The 19,693-nt window shown below is 67.8% G+C and carries 18 protein-coding genes; 11 read left to right on the top strand and 7 right to left on the bottom strand.

Annotated elements, in window-relative coordinates:
• Positions 1-194: 194 nt before the first annotated feature.
• From LNV28_RS07185 to LNV28_RS07170, 4 genes are read left to right on the top strand one after another with little or no spacing between them, the layout of a single operon-like run.
• Complete coding sequence (locus LNV28_RS07185; RefSeq protein ID WP_263515737.1) at positions 195-1,586, top strand: TolC family protein; 1,392 nt, start codon at positions 195-197, stop codon at positions 1,584-1,586.
• A 41-nt stretch (positions 1,587-1,627) separates the two neighbouring features.
• The gene (locus LNV28_RS07180) at positions 1,628-2,611 is read left to right on the top strand and encodes an HlyD family secretion protein (protein WP_263515738.1); all 984 of its coding nucleotides are present in this window, start codon (positions 1,628-1,630) and stop codon (positions 2,609-2,611) included.
• A gap of 5 nt (positions 2,612-2,616) precedes the next feature.
• Positions 2,617-3,807: an ABC transporter permease gene (locus LNV28_RS07175; protein ID WP_263515739.1), complete on the top strand. Its 1,191-nt coding sequence runs from the start codon at positions 2,617-2,619 to the stop codon at positions 3,805-3,807.
• Entirely contained in the window at positions 3,807-4,970 is a 1,164-nt protein-coding gene (locus tag LNV28_RS07170; RefSeq protein WP_263515740.1) for an ABC transporter permease, read from the top strand. Before LNV28_RS07175 ends, LNV28_RS07170 begins: the two co-directional genes overlap by 1 nt.
• Before the next feature lie 52 nt (positions 4,971-5,022).
• On the opposite strand, the gene LNV28_RS07165 is transcribed toward LNV28_RS07170, so the two are convergent.
• A complete protein-coding gene (locus tag LNV28_RS07165) occupies positions 5,023-5,748 on the bottom strand; it encodes a glutathione S-transferase family protein (protein WP_263515741.1) in 726 nt (241 codons plus the stop codon).
• Positions 5,745-6,206, bottom strand: coding sequence for a DoxX family protein (locus LNV28_RS07160; protein ID WP_263515742.1), 462 nt, complete (start codon positions 6,204-6,206; stop codon positions 5,745-5,747). The genes LNV28_RS07165 and LNV28_RS07160 overlap by 4 nt, the downstream gene beginning before the upstream one ends.
• 88 nt (positions 6,207-6,294) lie before the next feature.
• Here LNV28_RS07160 and LNV28_RS07155 point away from each other — a divergent pair, with 88 nt between their 5' ends.
• Entirely contained in the window at positions 6,295-7,182 is an 888-nt protein-coding gene (locus LNV28_RS07155) for a LysR family transcriptional regulator (protein ID WP_263515743.1), read from the top strand.
• Between the two features lie 17 nt (positions 7,183-7,199).
• On the opposite strand, the gene LNV28_RS07150 is transcribed toward LNV28_RS07155, so the two are convergent.
• Together LNV28_RS07150 and LNV28_RS07145 are read right to left on the bottom strand one after the other, a co-directional pair.
• A complete protein-coding gene (locus LNV28_RS07150) occupies positions 7,200-7,619 on the bottom strand; it encodes a tetratricopeptide repeat protein (RefSeq protein WP_263515744.1) in 420 nt (139 codons plus the stop codon).
• 6 nt (positions 7,620-7,625) lie between these two features.
• Positions 7,626-9,446 (bottom strand): OPT/YSL family transporter, encoded by a 1,821-nt coding sequence (locus LNV28_RS07145; RefSeq protein WP_263515745.1) that lies wholly within the window; start codon positions 9,444-9,446, stop codon positions 7,626-7,628.
• An 86-nt stretch (positions 9,447-9,532) separates the two neighbouring features.
• On the opposite strand from LNV28_RS07145, the gene LNV28_RS07140 reads away from it, so the two are divergent.
• On the top strand, positions 9,533-10,198 hold the full coding sequence (locus LNV28_RS07140; protein ID WP_263515746.1) for a DJ-1/PfpI family protein: 666 nt from the start codon (positions 9,533-9,535) through the stop codon (positions 10,196-10,198).
• Positions 10,199-10,230: 32 nt separating this feature from the next.
• Complete coding sequence (locus tag LNV28_RS07135) at positions 10,231-10,974, top strand: substrate-binding periplasmic protein (protein ID WP_263515747.1); 744 nt, start codon at positions 10,231-10,233, stop codon at positions 10,972-10,974.
• Positions 10,975-10,993: 19 nt separating this feature from the next.
• On the opposite strand, the gene LNV28_RS07130 is transcribed toward LNV28_RS07135, so the two are convergent.
• A complete protein-coding gene (locus LNV28_RS07130; RefSeq protein ID WP_263515748.1) occupies positions 10,994-12,874 on the bottom strand; it encodes a serine hydrolase domain-containing protein in 1,881 nt (626 codons plus the stop codon).
• A gap of 385 nt (positions 12,875-13,259) precedes the next feature.
• Between LNV28_RS07130 and LNV28_RS07125 the strand changes: the two genes are divergently transcribed.
• From LNV28_RS07125 to LNV28_RS07110, 4 genes are all read left to right on the top strand, one after another.
• On the top strand, positions 13,260-13,775 hold the full coding sequence (locus LNV28_RS07125) for a DUF1203 domain-containing protein (protein ID WP_263515749.1): 516 nt from the start codon (positions 13,260-13,262) through the stop codon (positions 13,773-13,775).
• Positions 13,776-13,838: 63 nt separating this feature from the next.
• Positions 13,839-15,482, top strand: a complete 1,644-nt coding sequence (locus tag LNV28_RS07120) for a peptide chain release factor 3 (RefSeq protein WP_263515750.1) — start codon at positions 13,839-13,841, stop codon at positions 15,480-15,482.
• 250 nt (positions 15,483-15,732) lie between these two features.
• Positions 15,733-15,921, top strand: a complete 189-nt coding sequence (locus tag LNV28_RS07115) for a hypothetical protein (RefSeq protein WP_263515751.1) — start codon at positions 15,733-15,735, stop codon at positions 15,919-15,921.
• A gap of 147 nt (positions 15,922-16,068) precedes the next feature.
• A complete protein-coding gene (locus LNV28_RS07110; RefSeq protein WP_263515752.1) occupies positions 16,069-17,016 on the top strand; it encodes an amino acid ABC transporter substrate-binding protein in 948 nt (315 codons plus the stop codon).
• A 24-nt stretch (positions 17,017-17,040) separates the two neighbouring features.
• On the opposite strand, the gene LNV28_RS07105 is transcribed toward LNV28_RS07110, so the two are convergent.
• Together LNV28_RS07105 and LNV28_RS07100 are read right to left on the bottom strand one after the other, a co-directional pair.
• A complete protein-coding gene (locus LNV28_RS07105; protein WP_263515753.1) occupies positions 17,041-18,498 on the bottom strand; it encodes a peptide MFS transporter in 1,458 nt (485 codons plus the stop codon).
• 172 nt (positions 18,499-18,670) lie between these two features.
• Positions 18,671-19,684, bottom strand: coding sequence for a PEP-CTERM sorting domain-containing protein (locus LNV28_RS07100; RefSeq protein WP_263515754.1), 1,014 nt, complete (start codon positions 19,682-19,684; stop codon positions 18,671-18,673).
• Positions 19,685-19,693 lie beyond the last annotated feature (9 nt).

The following is a 19,693-nucleotide window of genomic DNA, read 5'->3' as shown; positions in this document are numbered from 1 at the left end:
TGGATGCTCAGGAGTCTGTTGGAAGACTGAGCAGACAGAGGGCGCAGCCCGATGGTGCGCCAGCACCGGACGGCTGTTGGCACCAGCCTTTGCTAGAGTGTGGCGCGGCCAAGTCCTGGTCACAGCCTTGTCAAGGCCGCGTCGTTTGGGCCCCCTACGCTAAACCTATTTCTCATCGGATTGAGCCGCGACCCATGCCTGTCTTCCGCCCGCTGTTGATCAGCCTGCCCTTGCTGTGGGCAGGCAGCGTTGGGGCGCAGACCTCGGCCTCCTTGACTTGGGACGAGGCAGTGCATCGTCTTCAGCAGGGCTCCGATCAACTGGCCGGTGCCCGCGCCGTGGTGGCGCAGCGTCAGGCTCAGGCCGAGGGCATCGCAAGAGCCGGCGGCCCGATGGTCTCGGCCCAGGGCGTGGCCTACACCTACCGGATGAGCCTGGATCTGGACCTGGATCCCCTCAAGCAAGGCCTGGGCAATGCCGTCAATCTGTTGCCGCCGCAGGTGGCCGGCATGCTGCCTGCGCTGCCGCCCCTGCCCTCCAACTACACCATCGAACGGCGCAACAGCAGCCAGTCGGCCTCGGTGAATGCGGTCTGGCCCATCTACCTGGGCGGTGCGCCCGATGCCTTGCGCGGGATGGTCGGCGCTCAAGGCGATGAAGCGCAGGCCGACTTGCAGCACAGCGAGGACGAGGCCATCGCTGTGCTGGCCCAGCGCTACTTCCAGACCCAGATGGCGCGCCGCGCCGCCGCCTTGCGGGATGCCGCTGCGGCCGGCGTGGCCGAGCATGACCTGGCGGCCGAAAAAATGCTCAAGGCTGGCGTGGCCTCGCAGCTGGAGCGCCTGCAGGCGAAAGCCGCCCTGCAGGACGCGCAATACCAGGCCCGCAAGGCACGCAGCGATGCGGACCTGGTGGCCATGGCTCTGGCACGAACGCTCAAGTTCGACGGCATACCCGCCCCCAGCACGCCGCTGGCGCTCAGCTCGCAAGCACTGCCGTCGCTGCAGGACTTCATCAACACCGCCCTGACCTTGCACCCGGGTCTGGCCAAGATCGCAGCAAAGAAGGCCCAGGCCGAGTATCTGAAGGCCGGCACCAAGGCGCTCAACAAGCCCCAGGTCTTCGCCTTCGGCCAACGCTCCCTGAGCCACAACGGCGACTGGCTCGCCGGCGTCGGCGTGCGCTTCAATCTGTGGGACTCGATCGACCACCAGGCCATGGAGCGCTCGCACCAAAGCCAGATCCACCAGGCCGAAGCCGCCGAGGCTCAGGCCCGCAGCGACATCGCCCTGCTGGTGGAGCGCCAATGGCGCAGCGCCGAGCAGGCGCGCAGCCAGTACATCAGCCTCGCGGCGCAAGATGAGCTCGGCCAGGAATTGCTGCGCCTGCGTCGGGCCGGCCTCAAACAGGGCACGAGCACGGCCATCGACCTGATCGATGCCGAGCTGAACCTGAGCAAGTTGCGCACCGAGCGCGCCCAAGTCGCCTATGAGCATGTGATGGCCCTGGTCGGGCTGCTGCAGGCCTGCGGCCAGATCCAAAGCCTCGCCGACTACCTGGCGCGGGCCGATCTGCGTCTGGAGTGAATCGGCCCTGCCCCACCTGCATCAAGGAAAAGTCTCCCCTCATGAAACTTCCGAAACTTGTCGTGCCCGTCCTGGCGCTGACGGTGCTGGGCCTCGCGGTGTATGCCATGTGGCATCACCAGCCGCCTGAACCCGAGCAATTGCAAGGGATGATGGAAGCGCGCGAAACCGATATCGCGCCCAAGCTGAGCGGCCGCATTGCCGAGTTGCACGTGCAAGAAGGCCAGCGCATCGAGAAAGGCCGCTTGATCCTGAGCATCGACAGCCCCGAGGTGGCGGCCAAGCTGGCCCAAGTCAGCAATGCCGAGGCAGCGGCCTCGGCTGTGGCACTGAAGGCCAGGAACGGCGCGCGGCCCGAAGAGATCCGCATGGCGCAGGCCAATTTCGAGCGCGCGCGGGTGGGCGCCGAATTGGCTCGCAAGAGCTATGAGCGCGTCGAAGGGCTGTTCAAGGAAGGCCTGGTGGCCGCACAGAAACGCGACGAGGCCGAGGCCAACTGGCGCGCTTCGCAAGGCCAGGCTGATGCCGCCAAGGCTCAAGCCGACCTGGCCCGCGCCGGCGCCCGCAGCGAAGACCAGGCCGCCGCCGCCGCACAGGCGCGCCAGGTGGCCGGCGCGGTGCAGGAGGTGGAAGCGGCACGCGCTGAAACGGAACTGAAAAGCCCGGTGAATGGCGAGGTCGCCAAGCTGCTGGCCAAGGTGGGCGAGTTGTCGCCGGCCGGCGTGCCGGTGTTGACGGTGGTGGACCTGAGCGACCAGTGGATGCTGCTGAATGTGCGCGAGGACCAGCTCCAGCGCTTTGCCATCGGCAAAGAATTCGATGCCACGCTGCCGGCGCTGGCCGATGGTGCGGGCAAGCTGGTGCGCTTCAAGGTCATTGCCTCTCAGGCCCTGCCGGACTTCGCCACCTGGCGCAGCACGCGCAACAACCAGGGCTATGACTTGCGCACCTTCGAGGTCAAAGCCCAACCGCTCAAGCCGATTGCCGGCGCACGGCCCGGCATGAGCGTGCTGGTCGCACGCTGACGCTGATGCAGGCCTGGGGCACTTGGGGTAACTGGGGTACTTGGCGCAGGGAGTGGGCGCGGCTGCGCGCCAGCCCCTTCGATCTGGCCATGGTCTCCTGGCTGCCGCTGCTGATGGGCCTGCTGCTGGTCTGGACCTTTGCGTCCGGCCTGCCGACACGCCTGCCCATCGGCGTGCTCGATGCCGACCACAGCGCGCTCTCGCGCCAGCTGCTGCGCATGCTGGACGCCTCACCGATGCTGAGCCTGAGCGCGCAGTACAGCGACGAGGCCGAGATGCAGCGCGACCTGCGCGCCGGTCGTGTGTACGGCGCGCTGGTGATCCCGGCCGGCACGGCAGCCGCGGTGAAGCGCGGCCACCCCAGCCACCCGGCGCAGCTGGCGCTGCTGCACAACGCCCAGTTCTCCAGCCACTCGGGCCTGTTGCAAAAAGCGCTGCGCGGCGTGGTGGGCACGCTCTCGGCCGGCATTGAAATCTCCATGCGCGAGAAACGTGGCCAGAGCCCGCTGGCAGCACGCCAGAGCCTGGAGCCGGTGCGCGCCAGCCTGCAAGCCGTCTACAACCCGGCGCTGAATTACCAGCAGTTCCTGGCCGCCGCCCTGCTGCCGGCCCTGCTGCACATGCTGGCCATGGTGGCCGGCGCCTGGAGCACGGGCACCGAATTGCGCGCAGCCAGCGCGCCGGCTTGGCTGGCCAGCGCGGGGGGTCAGGTCTTGCCTGCGGTGCTGCTCAAGCTGGCGCCTGCCTGGCTGCTGCTGAATGCGGTCAATGGGCTGCTCTGGCTGCTGATGCGAGAGCTCGGTCTGGTGCCGGCCGACAGCCTGCTGCCGCTGCTGGGCCTGCATGCACTGCTGCTGGCGGTGTACGCAGCACTGGGCGCATTTGTGGCCCTGGCCGCCAGCTCGCTGCGCACGGCGCTGTCGGCGGCCGGCTTCATCACCGCGCCGGCCTTTGCTTTCTCAGGCCTGGCCTTTCCGCTGATGGCCATGCCGCCCGGCGCCCGGATGTGGGCCGAGTCGCTGCCGCTGACCTGGGTGTTGGAAGGCCAGGTGGGCCTGCTGCAGCAAGGCCGCAGCGCCCTGGAGCTGCTGCCGCTGGCGGGCTGGCTGGGCCTGGGCGCGGCCGCGCTGCTGCTGGCGAGCGCCGCCCTGCTCCAACGCGCGGCCCGCACGCCGGCCTGCTGGGGGCAGCGCTGATGCGAACTTGGCTCGCCACGCTGGCGCAAACCTGGCGCGCCGCCTTGACAGACAAGGGCACGCTGCTGATGTTCATCGTGGCGCCCGTGCTCTACGCCTTTTTCTACCCCTGGCCCTACACCACGCAGGAGCTGCGCCGCGTGCCGGTGGCCATCGTCGACCTGGATCACAGCAATATCGCGCGCCAGATCGGCCGCTTCACCCAGGCCAGCCCGCGCCTGGATCTGCGCTTCGTCACCGCCAGCGAGGCCGAGGCGCGGCGGGCGCTGGCGCGGCGCGAGATCGAGGGCTATGTGCTGCTGCCCGCCGACATGAAGCGCGAGATCCTGCGCGGCCAGGGCGTGGTGCTGCCGGTGCTGGCGGACGGCGCCTACTTTTTGATCAACAAGGTGGTGCTGAGCGGCTTTGGAGAGGTGATAGGAACGGTCTCGGCCGGGGCCGAGCTGCGCCAGCTGCAGGCCCGCGGCGCCCCGAAGCAGCAGGCCGCCTTGAACCGCAGCCCGCTGAACTTGAGCATGGTGCCGCTCTTCAACCCGACCGAGGGCTATGGCAGCTATGTGGTGCCGGCGGTCGCGGTGCTGATCATCCAGCAGTTGCTGCTGATGGGCAGCGCAATGTGGGTGGGCACCTGGTTCGAGACACGCCGCTCGCCCGAGCCCTTGCTCGGCGTGTGGAGCGCGCGCACCGCCGCCTTTGCCAGCCTGGGCCTGCTTTCGGCAGCCTGGTTCTTCGGCCCGGTGTTCCGCTTTTTTGATTACGGCTATGGCGGCAATGTGGGCGCGGCGGCCTTGTTGCTGCTGCCTTTTTGCTGGGGCATCGCCGCACTCGGCGTGGCCCTGGGCGCACTGCTGGCCGACCGCGAACGCGCCCTGCAGGCCCTGCTGTGCAGCTCGCTGCCGATGGCCTTCCTGAGCGGCTTCTCCTGGCCGCGCGAGGCCTTGCCCGCGGCTCTGGTCACGGCCGGCGACTTCATTCCGGCGGTGGTGGGCATTCAGACCTTTCTGCGCCTGAACCAGATGGGCGCCACGCTGGCCGAAGTGCGGCCATTCGCCGAGCTGCTGCTGCTGCAGGCGCTGGCTTACAGCGTCTTGGCGGCTGGGGCTTTGAGCTGGCGCGCTCGACGCGCAGACCCACAGCCCGCAAAGACCTCGCCGGCGCCATAAGGCAAGGACGAGCCCAGCGCCTGTCGGCGCCGCCAAGAGACGGCCTGGAGGCTCAGGAGCCTGCTGGAGGCATGAGCGTTGGAACAACACGCGCCGAAGGCTGGCGGGCCAGAAAAGCATCGAGCCCAGCCTCGTAGTCGGCTGCCACCGCGGCTTTGACCGAGGGGCGCGCCAGCAGCGCCAGACTCCAGGCCTGCAGGCGCGGCAATGGATCCAGCAGCGCGCTGGCATCGACCAAGCCGGCCCGGTGCAGGGCCGGAAAGTAGCGAAAAACCGGCGCAAAGGCCGCGTCGCTCAGTGCGAAATCGGCACCAGCAAAGTACGGCCCGGCAGGGTCCAGCTCGGCTTCGAGCTGGACCAGGCGCTGCCTCAGCGCCGCCCCTTGAGCACGCAGGCTGTCCTCGTCCGCGGCCCGGTACAAGGCGGCGATCTGGGCCAGCAGCTGCGAGGCGAACTCCATCCAGGCGCGGTGGCGCGCCCGATCCAGCGCATCGCTGGGGTGCAGGCGGCGCTCCGCCGGGCCGGCATCCTCCAGGTATTCGCAGATCACCGAGGACTCGAACAGCGCCCGGTCCGGCCCGCCGGCCGCATCCTCGACCTGCAGCACCGGCGTCTTGCCCAGCGGCGACAGGGCCAGAAACCAGCCGGGCTTGTCGGCCAGATCGACATCCCTGCGCTCGAAGCGCAGGCCTTTTTCCTGCAAGGCGATGGCCACCCGCTGCACATAGGGGCAGAGTGCATGGCTGACCAGCAGATAGGGGGTTGATGCCGGCTTCATAGCGCACTCCCACGAGCTTGGAAGGGGCGGGCGAAATCGCTGCGCCGCCAGGCCCAGGCACCGTCACCCAGCAGCCACTGAACCAGGGAGGCCAGGGCCAGAAACACCGGGTACTCCCAGCCGCCCCCGGGGCTGGTGTGAACCCAGCCATTCGGCAGGTGCAGCCAGGCAGCCCCGAGCAAGATCGGCAGCAGCAGCAAAGCCACCTGGGGCGCGTAACAACCCACGATGAGCGCCAAGCCGCCGAGCAGCTCCAAGGCAAACACGGGGTAGGCCAAGCCCCCTGGCAAGCCCTGGCTGACAAAGAACTGGGCGGTGCCAGGCAGGCTGAAGACCAGCAGCTTGAGCAAGGCATGGGCGATCCACATCAGGCCCAGGCTTTGGCGAAGGATGAAGCCAGCCCACTGGGGCGAAGCAGCGTGCCCCGGGGCAGGCGAGAAAGCAGGTCGGAGTGTCATGAGTGAGGGCGCAGCTGAGCTGCCTGGAATGCACAGAAGGCCTCACTCTAGAATTGCCAACTTGCAATGAAAATATGCAGCCAAGCAAATGTCTATTGCGCCCACGCAATTCACTCTGAGTGCCGCCGATCTCAAACTGATGCTGGCACTGCTGCGCGGCGGCACGCTGGCGGCGGCCGGCGAACGCCTGGGCGTGGACGCTTCGACCGTGTTCCGCAGCCTGCAAAAGCTGGAGCGCGGCCTGGGGCAGAGGCTGTTCGAACGCTCTCGCTCAGGCTACCAGGCCAATGACTTGGCCCTGCAACTGGCGGCGCATGCCGAGCAGATCGAGGCCCAGCTCGAGGCCGCACAAAACGCCGCCCGTCTGCAGCCCGAACAGCTGGGCGGCACCGTGCGCATCAGCAGCACCGACACCTTGCTGCACGGCCTGCTGGCCCCGGCATTGAAGCCCCTGCAAGCGCGCCATCCCCGTCTGGGCTTTGAGCTGCACACGGGCAACGAACTGGCCAGCCTGAGCCGGCGCGATGCCGACATCGCACTGCGCGCCACCCGCCGCCCGCCTGAGCACCTGATCGGCCGCCACCTGGGACCATTGCGTGTGGCCTTGTTCGTAGCGGCAGGCAGCCCGCTGAGCAGCCTCGAAGATGCGCTGGCGGCCGAGTGCCCCTGGGTCGCGCCCGACGAGGCCTTGCCGGAGCACCCCTCGGTGCTCTGGCGCAAACGCCACTGGCCCAAGATCACGCCGCAGTACCAGGTCGGCAGCATTCTTTCGGTGCAGGAGCTGGTGGCCCTGGGTCTGGGGGTGGGGGTGCTGCCCCTGTTCCTGGCGCAGCAGCGAGCGGGGCTGCGTCAGCTGGGCCGTCCGATCGATGAAGCGCAGAGCGAGCTGTGGCTGCTGAGCCATCCCGAGTCCCGACACCTGCGCCGCGTGGCGGAGGTGTTCAGCCATTTGGCCAGCACGATCAGCCTGGCCTGAGCGGGCCGCCCCGGCCCTCAGGCGCGGCGGGCCAGCTCCAGATACTTCGGATCCTCGTAACGGAAAGCCTGCTCGCCCGCGCTTTTCAGCACCGCCTGCAGATGCGGCAGTGCCTCGGCCTCCCGGCCCTGCTCCATGAGGCACTGGCCCAGGCGCAGCTGCGGCAAGGGCTCGGCCCGGGCCGACTCGAAGCTGGCCAGCAAGGCGCTGAAGGTCTCGCCGCTGGCTTCAAAGTCCTCCAGCAGGAACTGCATATCGGCGATCGAGAACAAGAGGGTCCGCGCCTGAGCATGGGCAGACCAGGGCTCGGGCAGCAGTTCCAGCGCCTGCTCGAACAGGTCCAGCGCGGCCTCGAACTCACCCTCGTCGGCCAGCTCATCGGCGCGCTCGACCAGGGCGCGAACGCGCGCCACTTCGGCGGGAGACAGATCAGCCATGGCCGATCAACCCAGCACCGCCGCCATGCCCGCCAAGCCCAGGCCCAGCGCGGCCAGGGCGTCACCGGCAATCAAGCCGCCGCCGACCAGGGAGGTGCTGCTCATGTCCGAAGGCAGCTCGCTCTCACCCGGCTTGGGTTTCGGCGCCAGGGTGTTGATGGCACTGGAGATCACACCACCGGCAGCAAACCACATCGAGGTGTGCAGATTGACGAAGCCGCCGAAGGACGAGGCGTAAGGGCTGGGCAGCACCACCGCGTCGAGCATGAAGTCGGTGGCGAAGCCGGCCTTGCTGCCCGCAGCGAAGCGCTGGTAGCTCTTGTTGGCCTTGATGATCTTGCGCAGCAGCTCGGTTGCGAAGCCGATCAGCACGCCGATCAGGATGGCCTGCGTCTGGTAGGGCTTGGGCTCGGTCAGGCTGCGCAGGGCGCCGACGAACTTGTAGGTCATGGCCGAGGTCCATTGCGCGGGCGCCTGGTCGGCGCTCATCACGGTCTGGTCCAGCTGCAGCACCGGGTAGGCGGTCATGAAGAACTTGGCCACGGCCACGGCCAGCACCGAGCCGAGCAGCAGGCCGGCCACCTGGAAGCGGAATTGCAGGGTCCGGTTCGAGCCCAGGCGCCAGCCGGTCGAGCGGTCCTGCTGCATATCGCCGGCCACGCTGGCCGAGACGAACACCACCATGGCCGCCAGCAGGCCCAGCATCGGGTCCTTGAGGCCGATGCTGGCGAGGATCAGCACGGTGACGACAAAGGCGCTGGAGATCGGGTTGGAATCGGTCAGGCCCAAAGAGATGCCGTTGACGATGACGAACAGATAAACCAGGGCCACGGCCAAGATCATGTAGCCCAGGGGCTCGTTGAAGAACTGCACGCCGCAGACGATGGTGGCCACGGTCCAGACACCCACCCAGGCCAGCAGGCGCGGCAGGCTGGCGCGCGGGCCGGTGCGCTGTTCCTCGGGCACCACGACGCGCTCACCCGGCTGGGTCAGGCGGCGGGCAACACGCCAGAAGATCAGGCTCAGGTCGACCACGGCTGCGCCCAGAATCATGCCCAGGGCAATCAGGAAAGCGATCTTGCGGAAGGGCTCGCCTTCTTTCAACCAGCCGATGCTGACGAAATACGGCGCCAGCGCCCAGAAGATGCCGCCGCCGACGATGGCCGGAATACCGACCCGGGCACCGACGATCAGACCGGCGCCGAAGGTGGAGGTGGACAGCTCGATCGCACCCAGCACCGCGATCTTGGCCGCGCCGATGCCGCCAATCAGGCCGGCTCCCATGCCGCCGAACAGGCGCGACACCGATTGCTTGAGCAGCACCGGGTCGGTCAAGGCGCGCAGGATGTTGGCGACCGCCAGGCCCGAGGGGAAGGTCAGCTGCATGCGCTCGACCAGGATGGGCGTGTAGAGCATGCCGATGCCGGCGGCCATCATGCCGATGCAGAGCATGTAGGTGACCAGCTGCCAAGCCGGCACCTCGGGCATGCCCATCCAGGCCATGGCCTGGATCAGGGTGCTCATGGCCATCATGCCGGCCACGGAGGCGGCCGTGGTCTGGATGTAGTTGGCGCCATGCTTGCCCTCGGCGCCGTAGCCGTAGGTGACCACCGAACCCAGGATGCCGGCCAGCACCTGCCCACCGACATAAAAGCCGATGGAGAAGTTCATGAAGGCCGCGGCGATGCCGCCCAACGGGCCCAGGATCAGCATGCCGATGGCGGCCAGCAAGGTGTAGTAGCCCCAGGTTCCCACCGGGGGCAACCAGGCCCAGCGTCGGGTGTCGATCGAAGCGCCCGGAGGCGGAAATACGGGTATGGCGGACATGTCAGCTCAAGAAAATAGGGAAAGCCATGGCGCACAAATGCGCCGGGGAGTGGCGCGCAATGTAACCCCGGGCTCACAATCCGACCATGCGTGAAGTCACCCCCACCGGTCTGAACGCACCCGCCGCCACGCGGGTGGCCATCGTCTGCTTCGACGGTTTCGACGAGTTGGACTGCTTCACCACCCTGGGCTTGCTGAACCGCCTGCGCCCCCTGGGCTGCTCGGCCGAGCTGTGCGGGCCGGGCAACGCCATCAGCTCGATGAATGGAGTGCAGCTTCAGCTGCAGCGGCCCCTGGAATGGGCCAACGAGGCCGAGGCCGTGCTCTTCGGCTCCAACCTCTACAACCGCGCACTGGCCGAGAACTCAGCCCTGCTCGACCGCCTGCAGCTCGACCCCTTGCGCCAGCGCATCGGCGCCCTCGGCTCCGGCACCTTGCTGCTGGCCCGCCTGGGCCTGCTAGGCGACATGCCGGCCTGCTGCGACGCCGCCACCCGCCCGTGGCTTCTGGAGGCCGGTGTGCGCGTTCTGGAGAACGAGCCCTTTCATGCCCACGGTCCCGTGGCCACCGCCAGCGGCGGCTTGGCCGCGCCCTTGCTGGCCACCTGGTTGATGCTGCATCTGCAGGGCGAGGCGGCCACGCGCGAGGCCCTGCGCCCGGTCGTCGCGGCGGGCGCGCGCGAGCCAGCGGTGGACCGCCTGCTCGCCCAGGTGCGCAGCGCCTGGACGGGCGGTTTGGGGCATCCGGCATGAAGGCCCGCAGCGCTTGGTCTGCGACTTTGGCCATGGCTTTGTATGCATTGCCGCTGCACGCAGCGGAGCCGGCCGTGCGTCCGCCACCGCTGCGCATGGCCCATACCGAGGCCATGGCCTACCCTTTGCTCACCGTCAGCGGCCCGAACAAGCTCAGCGGCGGCTTTCTCAAGGAGCTGGGCGATCTGATCGCGGCCGAGTTGGGCACAACGGCCCAGCATCAGTTGGTTTCACGCCGCCGCATGCAGGCCACGGTGATGGGCGGCGGCGCCGACATCGCCTGCTATTTCAGCCCGCTCTGGCTGCCGGGCACGGGCGACAACTGGACCGTGGCCGTGGTGCCCCAGGTCGAACGGGTGGTGTCCCTGAGCGCAGCGCCGCTGAACTACGAGAGCGACCAGGATCTGCAGGGTCGGCGCATTGCCGTGCTGCTGGGCTACCAGTTCCCGCAATTGCAAGCTGCCTTCGAGACTGGCCTGGTCACCCGGCTTGACGAGAGCCAGGTGGACCTGCTGTTCCGGCGCCTGCGTCTTGGCATGGCCGATGCCCTGATCACTTCGGAGGTGGAAATTGCCGGCTATTTCAAACGCTACCCGCAGGAGCGGGAACGCTTCCACATCAGCAGCCGCAGCTTCTCCATCACCGACACCCAATGCCTGGTCTCGCCCGCCTCGGCCTGGCGCTTGGCCTCCATCAATGAGGCCTTGCAGCGGCTGATCAAAAGCGGCACGGTGGCCCGCCTGGCCCAGCGCTATGGCATGAGCAGCGGGCGCTGAGGGGGGGCCGCCCGGGTGCTCAGCGCGCCGCCGGCTCCAGCGCGGCCAGGGCTGCCTTGGCCGAGGGCAGCTCAGGCTTCAGTGCCAGTGCGCGACGGTAGGCCGCGGCGGCTTGCTGCTTGTCACCCAGGCTGAGCAGAACCTCGCCGAGGCTGTCCCAGGCATTGGCCGACTCCGGGTTGAGCTGGGCGTTCAAGTCCAGCAGGGCGCGCGCTGCCGCCTTGTTGCCGCCGCGCAGTTCGCGATAGCCTTGGTTGGTCAGATAGGACTCGCTGCCGGCTTCGTCACCGGCATCACGCAGGGCCCGGTAGGCCGCCAAGGCGGCTTTGGCCTCGCCCGCCAGCAGCAGCTCGCGCGGCGCCCGCTCGGCCTCGGCCAGGCGGGCCAGCACCTGGGCTGTGCCGTCTCGGCGCTCCAGCTTCAACTGCCAGCGGCCTTGGGCATCAGGGGCGAAGCTGCGCGCCTCGTCCTGCTCGCGTTGCAGATAGCGCCCGCCAGCCACCGGCACCAGCTCGCGCGCCGTGTCGCCGCCATGAGCCATGAAGAGCTGCTCGCCCTTGCGCGTAATCTGGATGAACTGCTCAGCGTTGACGCGGTAGCGGCCGGGCGCCTTGTCCAGGGCTTCCGCGCTGGCCGGCAGCGCCTGGTGGGCCTTGAAGCCGGGCCATTGGTACTCGAAAGCCACGGCACGGCGCAGTTCATCCATCAAGGCCGGCTGGTTGGCGTTGATCATGATGGCCATGCCGACGCCGGCGCTCGGGTGGGCCATCAGGCTGGCGCAAAAGCCCTCGTTCCAGCCGCCGTGGGCGAAATAGACCTCGCCCTCTTCCTCGGGCAGACCGAAACCCAGGCCGTAGCCGCTGCCGGCGCGCTGGCTGAGCATGTCCTTGACCATGGGTGTGGACAGCAGTGCCGTCTTGTCGCCGCGCCAGGCGGCCTGCACGCCCAAGGCGAATCGGGCCAGGTCCTGCGAGGTAGTCCACAAGCCCGCGGCGGCCAGCTCCGGGTAGCTGTGGCGCTTGCCGAGCACCGCGCGGCCATCCGGCAGCACGCCGGCCGCGGCGCGCGCCAGCAGCGGCGCCGGCAAAGGCTGGGCGAAAGTGCTCTCAGCCATGCCCAGCGGGCCCAGCACGCGGCGCTGCATCAGCTCGGCAAAGGGCCGGCCGTCGGCTTCGCTCATCAAGAGCTGGGCCACGGTGTAGCCGCCGCCCGAATAGCGAAAGGCCTGGCCCGGCAGCTGATTCACGCGCACGGCATCCGAGTTGGCAGGCGGCTTGCCGTCCAGCACGGCAGTCACATCAGGCAGGGTCTGGCCCGGTGCATAACCACCAAAGCCATGGACCGTGAGGCCACCGGTGTGGCTGAGCAGGTGGGCCAGGGTGACCGGCACCTGGGCGGTCCAGGCATTGTCGGGGATGCGCCAGGCCTTCAGGCGCGCATTGACCGGCTCCTGCAAGGCCAGCTTGCCTTCCTGCACCAGGGTCAGGGCCGCCACGGCCGCCACCGGCTTGCTGATGGAGGCCGCCTGGAACAAGGTGTCCGGCCGCACCGGCAGGCCCGCCTCGCGGTCGGCCAGGCCGTAGACGCGGGTCCAGGCCAGGCCGTTCTTGTCAATCACCGTGATGCTGAGGCCGGGCACGCCGTAGTGCTTCATGCGCTCCTGCAGCGTCCAGCTGCGGTCACCGACAAAGCTGACCGGCGGCCTCAAGCCGGCCAACACGCGGGCGATACGAGCCTCGTCGCCATCGGCCGCTGCCGGAGCGCTCGCAGGCACTGCCGGGGTCGCCGCTGACGCCGACCCGGCGTAGGCCATACCCAGGGCCAGCGACAACAGGGAGCGGCGCAACAGGAGCGCAGGACGGGAGGCTGCGGCGAGGTGAAGGCGGTGGCTGACGGGCATGGCGGGGTCCGGGCGTTGGCTGAAGTGGCCGCAGCGTAGCCAGCACCCGCCGTTCCGTCCAGCGCCGGCCTGATGAAACGACGCCGGAGGGGGCCCAGCTGGCGCCTCAGGCTATTTAGCGCACAGCACATGGGCGCTGACCTCGACCTTGATGCGATCGAGAACGAAGGACAGAACGTCCAGGCTTGGCACCTCAGAACACAGGGTCCATCGAAGCCGCAATAGCTTTGGCCTTGCCCGCGAGAGAGCGAACAAGCTTCGTGCGATGGCCGCCCAACGTGACATTGTTTCCACAGCGCGAGCCACCTATGCAGAGCCTTGGCGTGCGCGGCCAAGGCGCAAGAATCGGGTGGCCGTGCGCCGGCAGCGCAAAGACACTCGCGCCATGAATGCCTCACAGACCCGAATCCAGACCATGCCCTGGCGCATCGCGCCCATCCGCGCCAGCTTTCTTCAGCAAGTGCGCGAACAAGGCCGCGACGACCTGGGCCAGCCGGTTGAGCACCACATCGCTCAAGGTGGCGAGCCCTGCCGCGATGTCTTGCGGCGCGCCCGCCCCGGCGAGGCCCTGATCCTCGCCAGCTATGGCCCTTTTTCTCAGCCCGGCCCCTACCGCGAGTACGGCCCGGTCTTTGTGCTCGCCGAGGCCTCGGACGAAACGCCAAACCTCCAAACCCGGCCCTGGGTCGGCGACAGCCCCTACCTTGGCGCCAGCTTCGTGCTGCGCGCCCATTCGGCGGCGGAGACCATCGTCGACGGTCAGGTCGTACCGCAGGAGCAGGCCGAGGCCCTGCTGCAGGCGATGCTGGCGCGCCCGGATGTGGCCTTCGTGCTGGCGCGCTTTGCGGGCTATGGCTGCTATGCCTGCCGCCTGGAACGCGCCGAGGGCGCGCCGGCTTGAAGCGTCTGCTGCGATAATCCGCCCCTTTCGCCGACCCGCGCTGCCCCGCTGCGCGCCGCACCCATGTCCGCCGATCAGCAGCCCGACCACATCCCGTCCCATATTGAGAGCGAAGTCAAGCGTCGCCGCACCTTCGCCATCATTTCCCACCCGGACGCGGGCAAGACCACGCTGACGGAAAAGCTGCTGCTGTTCTCGGGCGCGATTCAAATCGCCGGCTCGGTGAAGGCGCGCAAGGCCTCGCGCCACGCAACCTCGGACTGGATGGAGATCGAAAAGCAGCGCGGCATCTCGGTCGCCTCCTCGGTGATGCAGATGGAGTACCGCGACTGCGTCATCAATCTGCTCGACACCCCCGGCCACCAGGACTTCTCGGAAGACACCTACCGCGTGCTGACCGCGGTCGACGCGGCCCTGATGGTGATCGACGCCGCCAACGGCGTGGAACCGCAGACCCGCCGCCTGCTGCAGGTCTGCCGTGCCCGTAACACGCCCATCCTGACCTTCGTCAACAAGATGGACCGCGAGGTGCAAGACCCGCTGGCCCTGATGGACGAGATCGAGCGCGAGCTGGGCATGACCGTCGTGCCCTTCACCTGGCCGGTCGGCATGGGCAAGCATTTCCACGGCGTGATGGACCTGCGCGAAGAGCGCATGCGCGTGTTCTCGCCCGGCGAGGACCGCGTGGCCGGTGACGAAGAAGTCCTGGAAGGCATCAACAACCCGGCCTATGCCGAGCGCTTCGGCATGCAGTACGAGCAGGCGCAGGGCGAGATCGAGTTGGTGCAGGACGCGGCCGCGACCTTCGACCTGGACGAGTTCCTGGCCGGCCGCCAGACGCCGATGTTCTTCGGCTCGGCCGTCAACAACTTCGGCGTGCAGGAAATCCTCGACGCCCTGGTGCAGTTGGCCCCGCCGCCGGGTGAGCGCGCCGCCATGCAGCGCGTGGTCAAGCCCGAGGAAACGAAATTCACTGGCGTGGTGTTCAAGATTCAGGCCAATATGGACCCGGCCCACCGCGACCGCATCGCCTTCCTGCGCGTGGCTTCGGGCCACTTCGAGCGCGGCATGCGGCTCAAGGTGGTGCGCTCGGGCAAGGAGTTACGCCCGAACACCGTGGTGAGTTTCCTGTCGCAGCGGCGCGAGCTGCTGGACGAGGCTTTTGCCGGCGACATCATCGGTATTCCCAACCACGGCGTGCTGCAGCTCGGCGACACCATCACCGAAGGCGAGGCCCTGCAGTTCACCGGCCTGCCCTTCTTCGCGCCGGAAATGTTCCGCTCGGTCGAAGTGGCCGACCCGCTCAAGACCAAGCAGCTGAAGGCCGGCCTGCAGCAGCTCGGCGAAGAAGGCGCGATCCAGGTCTTCCGCCCCATGGCTGGCAGCGTGCTGCTGCTGGGCGCCGTGGGCCAGCTGCAGTTCGAAGTGGTGGCCCACCGCCTCGAGCACGAGTACGGCTGCAAGGCGCGCATCAGCGGCAGCCGCTTCCAAGTGGCGCGCTGGGTCACCTGCGACGACGAGAAAGAGCTCAAGCGCTTCATCGACGCCAACGACCACCGCATGGCCCTGGACGCCGTCGACGCGCCCACCGTGCTGGTCGAGTACGCCCCCGAGCTGCGCGCCATCGAAGCCAACTGGCCCAAGATCAAGTTCCACGCCCTCCGCGAACACGCCGGCCTCGTCTTCCAGAAACGACTGGAGGGGTGAACCGGGACCGAGCTTGATTCCTGCGCATCAAGCGACGCCCGGTGAACGCCGTGCGCGACTTGCGTGCAAAGGCCGGGCCGAGTTGGGACAGAGCCAAGGCCCTGCGGACTTGGCGTCGCCCAACTTACGCCAGACCGCGTCCCGCGCTGGCTGGCCGGGAAGAGTCAGGCCCCTCAAGGACTTGCCACACGCCCGACTGCCTCCATGTGCTAGCCTGAACCCACAGGCCCGGAGGCCGCGAGGAGCTGCGATGCAAACCCTGAACGAAATGCTGGCCCTGAAGCTGCTGAGTCCGGAGCAGCACTTCGAAATCCTCAGCTGGGCCACCCGCGCCAAGACGCCCGAGAAGATCATGGAAATGCCGCCGCACCTTTGGCGTTCCTTAGAGCTGGCCGCCGCCTTGATGGGCTTTGAAAGCGAGTCCGCGCAGGCGCTCTGAGCTTGCGGCCTAGTTCACAGTCTCTTACACCGGGCTGGCTCTGACCTCTGCTATCGTCCGACGAGCCGCGCAGCCGCCTTGGGCGGCCTTGCGCTTTGTGCCGGCATGCCGGCGGCCCATGGGCGTGCCGCGCCCCGAAATACCGCAATGACCACACAACGCCCCCCCACGGCCCGGCTGCTGCCGCGCAAGACCTGGCCCCTTCTGATCAGCGCGGCCACGGCCGCACTTGCGAGTGGCCTGGCAGCCCCGGCCCAGGCCGGCACGGGCACGCTGGACAGCATCCGCAGCAGCGGCGAACTCGTGATCGGCTACCGCGCCGACGCCATCCCCTTTTCCTACGAGTTGCCCGGCGCCAAGCAGCCGGTGGGCTATGCCATCGAGATCTGCAAGCAGCTGGCCGAGGGGATGAAGAAAGAGCTCAAGCTGAAAGACCTGAGCGTGCGCTACAAGGCGGTGGACAGCAAGCAGCGCTTCCCGGCCGTGGCCGAGGGTCAGGTCGACTTGGAATGCGCCAACACCACCAACAACCGCGAACGCCGCGACAAGCTGGGCATGGCCTTCACCATCCCCCACTACATCGCCGGCACCCGCATGCTGGTGCGCAAGGATTCCAATATCGAGCGCGTGGAAGACCTGGGCGGCAAGCGCGTCATCACCACCAAGGGCACGACCTCGGCGCCCTTGATCAAGGCCAAAGCGCAAGACCTGAGTCTGAGCATCAAGCTGCTGGAATGCGACGACGACCAGCAATGCTTCAATGCCGTCGACAAGCGCCAGGCCGATGCCTATCTGATGGACGACATCCTGCTCTACAGCTTCCGCGCCAGCGCACCCAAGCCCGATGAATTTGCCGTGGTCGGCAAGCTGCTGTCGATCGAACCCCTGTCCATCATGATGAGCAAGAAAGACGCGGCGCTGAAGAAGTTCGTCGACGTAGAAATGGCCCGCCTGGTCCGCAGTGGCGAAGTGGCCAAGCTCTACAAGCAATGGTTCGAGGCCCCGATCCCGCCCAAGAGCATGAACCTCAATGTGCCCATGAACTACCTGACGCGCGATTCATTCAAGTTCCCCAGCGACCAGGTCGGTGACTGAGGCAGCCGGCCGCGCGCCAGCTTGTCAGGCCGGCTGAGCAGCCGGCTGCGGCTCCAGCACCCGGCCCAGCAGCAGCTTGACCAGCACGAGGATCACGCCCGCGGCCGCCACCAGCACGGCATGCAAGGCCCAGAACTGTGTGCCCGGCAGCACGTCCAGCAGGCCCGCCAGCCAGCCGACGAAAGAGTTGCCGATGAAGAGGTGCAGGTAGTAAATGCCGATCATCAAGCCCTCCAGCCGGCGCGGCGCTGCGCGTGAATAGAGCGCCAGGCCGACCGGCAGGATGTTGGCAAAGCCCAGGTCATTGAGCAGGGCATACCCCACCGTCCAAGCGAAGCTGATCTTCTCACCGGTGGCCTCGATCTGAGCCGCGGCGATCACCAGCAAGGCCGGCGCACAGGCCGCCATCAGGGCGCCCAGCGCCATCTTGGTGATTTCGTCCGGCTCGCGTCGGCGCGTCGCCCACCAGCGCCAGAAGGCCAGCGAGGCGATCATGGTGGCCGTGCTGAGAAAGGCGTCCACCGCCTGCAACCAGGTCACTGGCACCTGCCAGCCGAACATGACCAGGTCCATATGCTTTTGCGACCACAGCGGGAAGGCATTGTTGAACTGCTGGTTGCCGACGATGGACAACATCAGCACCGGGATCAGCGCGATCAGCAAGATCAAGCGGGCCCGCTCATTGGCCGTCATGCGCGGCTTGGCCTCGAGCCTGTTCCGGGCGGCGCTGACCCGCGGCGCCTCGGGCGGCAGCCAGCGACGGCCGGCCAGATAGACCACCAGGCCGATCAGCATGCCCACGCCGGCGGCGCCGAAGCCCCAGTGCCAGGCCACCTTTTCACCGAGCGTGCCGCAGACGATGGGCGCGAGGATCACCGCCACCTGCACGGCCAGCATGAAGATCTGGAAGGCACTGGCACGACGCTGATCGCCGGGCACATAGAGCGCACCGACCTGGGCCGCGATATTGCCCTTGAAGCAGCCGACGCCGATCAGCAAGCAGGCCAAGGCAGCCAGGAAGCTGGCCTCGAAAGCCATCAGGAAATGGCCCAGGGCCATCATGCTGGCGCCGATGACGACGGTCCGGGTGCGGCCCAGCAGACGGTCAGCCAGCAAGCCGCCGAACAAGGGCGTCAGGTAGACCAGGCCGGCGTAGAGGCCGAACACCACCGAGGCCAGCTGCTGCGGCGAGCGCGGGCCGGTGACGCCCTCGATCCAGGCGCGCAGGGTTTCAATGCCAGCGACATGGCCGATGTTCTCGGGCAGGAACAGGTAGTTGCTCAGGTAGAGCACCAGCAGAGCCTGCATGCCGTAGTAAGAGAAGCGCTCCCACAGCTCGCAGAAAGCCAGCCAGCCCAGGCCCACGGGGTGGCCGAAAAAGGCGCGGTCGCTGCGCGGCGTGCTGCTGCCTGCGGATGACGAGGCATCCGGTGCTGCACCGGGGTTCAAGGGCAATGGAACGGAGTTGGCGGGAATGCTCACAGGCGGCCGCCGCGCCCGGCTTATGGCCGGCGCGGTCTTGAAGTGATGGAACTGCCCTCACTGTCCGCCATGACCTGCGGCCCGGCAATCCGCACAGACCCACAAACCCGGCCTTTCGGCCCTCTCGCCGCCCTCGGCGGTGCGCTCCACGCCCCGCGAGGGGAGCGAAAGCTCAGTCGCAGGCCGACTTGCGGTGGCCGCGGCGCGATTTCAGGCCACCGATGGCCAGCAAGCCCAGGCCCAGCAAGACCGCAGGGCTGGGTTCGGGCACCGGCGTGGTGATCACCGGCAGGGCCTGGCCCGGCTCGAAGCTCAGGCTGGTGCCCTCGGCCACATGGATGGCATCGACGGACAGGCTGTGCGAGAAATCAGCCAGGCCGCCGTTCTCGGCCGCGGTGAACAGGAAGAGGTGGAACTGCAGGTAGTAGCTGCCGCACAGCGGCGAGACCACACCGGCCGGGCAATCGACCCGGGTCGAATCGGCAGTGACGCTGAAGCGTTGGTCCACTTCGGCGCTGCGCTGCAGGCTGTCGGTCTGCACACCCAGCGTCTGCAGATTGCGCTGAGATGAGGTGGGCCAGTGCGCCAGCTGATTCAGCAGGGCCTCGCCCTCCAGATTCGGATCGATGCCGATGTTGGCAAACAGGCGGTCAAAGCCGCCCTCGTTGGCATCGCTGGGCGAGCCCACGCCGTAAGCCGCCACCACAGCGCGCGAGGGATCGCTGCCGGTGGCCGCTCGGTCGCCCAGGGTCTGCAGCGTGCCGCTCAGGTGCAGGTCCAGGGTGACCGGCGCGGCGCTGCTCAGGTAAGCCATGAAGCTGATCATGGAATAGCCGTGCGCCAAGCTGATCGTGGCGTCGGGCGCCAAGGGCTGGAGCGCGGCGCTGAAGCTGCCGAGGCGGGCGGCGCCCACCGTGTTCTGCGCCTCGGCCGAACGGCCGTCGGCATTCAGGCGGGCCAGGCTGTCTTCGGCGAGCAGGCCATCGCCGAAGATGTGGCGGTGAAAGTCGTTCTGCAGGCGGCCGTCGATCACCGCCACGGCCGAAGTCTTGCTCTCGAAGACATGCCAGCGATTGAGCTCGGGCGTGCTGCTTGCCATCACGCTGCCGGCCGCCAGGGCCAGCGCGCTGGCCACCAGCGCTCGCTCAAGGAAAGCCGGTCGGTGCGAGAAGTTAGAGACGTTCATAGACAAAGG

Origin of the sequence: Paucibacter sp. DJ2R-2, from assembly GCF_025717675.1 — a bacterium.
Lineage (GTDB): Bacteria > Pseudomonadota > Gammaproteobacteria > Burkholderiales > Burkholderiaceae_C > Paucibacter_A.
Note: the sequence above shows the minus strand (reverse complement) of the source record. Positions and strands in the feature narration are given on the sequence as shown.

What these genes read in the sequence shown, in the direction of transcription:
- LNV28_RS07115 (WP_263515751.1), top strand. Translation starts at nt 15,733, where the DNA reads ATGCAAACCCTGAACGAAATGCTGGCCCTGAAGCTGCTGAGTCCGGAG.
- LNV28_RS07155 (WP_263515743.1), top strand. Translation starts at nt 6,295, where the DNA reads ATGTCTATTGCGCCCACGCAATTCACTCTGAGTGCCGCCGATCTCAAA.
- LNV28_RS07175 (WP_263515739.1), top strand. Translation starts at nt 2,617, where the DNA reads ATGCAGGCCTGGGGCACTTGGGGTAACTGGGGTACTTGGCGCAGGGAG.
- LNV28_RS07135 (WP_263515747.1), top strand. Translation starts at nt 10,231, where the DNA reads ATGGCTTTGTATGCATTGCCGCTGCACGCAGCGGAGCCGGCCGTGCGT.
- LNV28_RS07160 (WP_263515742.1), bottom strand. Translation starts at nt 6,206, where the DNA reads ATGACACTCCGACCTGCTTTCTCGCCTGCCCCGGGGCACGCTGCTTCG.
- LNV28_RS07170 (WP_263515740.1), top strand. Translation starts at nt 3,807, where the DNA reads ATGCGAACTTGGCTCGCCACGCTGGCGCAAACCTGGCGCGCCGCCTTG.
- LNV28_RS07110 (WP_263515752.1), top strand. Translation starts at nt 16,069, where the DNA reads ATGACCACACAACGCCCCCCCACGGCCCGGCTGCTGCCGCGCAAGACC.
- LNV28_RS07130 (WP_263515748.1), bottom strand. Translation starts at nt 12,874, where the DNA reads ATGCCCGTCAGCCACCGCCTTCACCTCGCCGCAGCCTCCCGTCCTGCG.
- LNV28_RS07100 (WP_263515754.1), bottom strand. Translation starts at nt 19,684, where the DNA reads ATGAACGTCTCTAACTTCTCGCACCGACCGGCTTTCCTTGAGCGAGCG.
- LNV28_RS07145 (WP_263515745.1), bottom strand. Translation starts at nt 9,446, where the DNA reads ATGTCCGCCATACCCGTATTTCCGCCTCCGGGCGCTTCGATCGACACC.
- LNV28_RS07140 (WP_263515746.1), top strand. Translation starts at nt 9,533, where the DNA reads ATGCGTGAAGTCACCCCCACCGGTCTGAACGCACCCGCCGCCACGCGG.
- LNV28_RS07120 (WP_263515750.1), top strand. Translation starts at nt 13,839, where the DNA reads ATGTCCGCCGATCAGCAGCCCGACCACATCCCGTCCCATATTGAGAGC.
- LNV28_RS07185 (WP_263515737.1), top strand. Translation starts at nt 195, where the DNA reads ATGCCTGTCTTCCGCCCGCTGTTGATCAGCCTGCCCTTGCTGTGGGCA.
- LNV28_RS07180 (WP_263515738.1), top strand. Translation starts at nt 1,628, where the DNA reads ATGAAACTTCCGAAACTTGTCGTGCCCGTCCTGGCGCTGACGGTGCTG.
- LNV28_RS07165 (WP_263515741.1), bottom strand. Translation starts at nt 5,748, where the DNA reads ATGAAGCCGGCATCAACCCCCTATCTGCTGGTCAGCCATGCACTCTGC.
- LNV28_RS07150 (WP_263515744.1), bottom strand. Translation starts at nt 7,619, where the DNA reads ATGGCTGATCTGTCTCCCGCCGAAGTGGCGCGCGTTCGCGCCCTGGTC.
- LNV28_RS07125 (WP_263515749.1), top strand. Translation starts at nt 13,260, where the DNA reads ATGAATGCCTCACAGACCCGAATCCAGACCATGCCCTGGCGCATCGCG.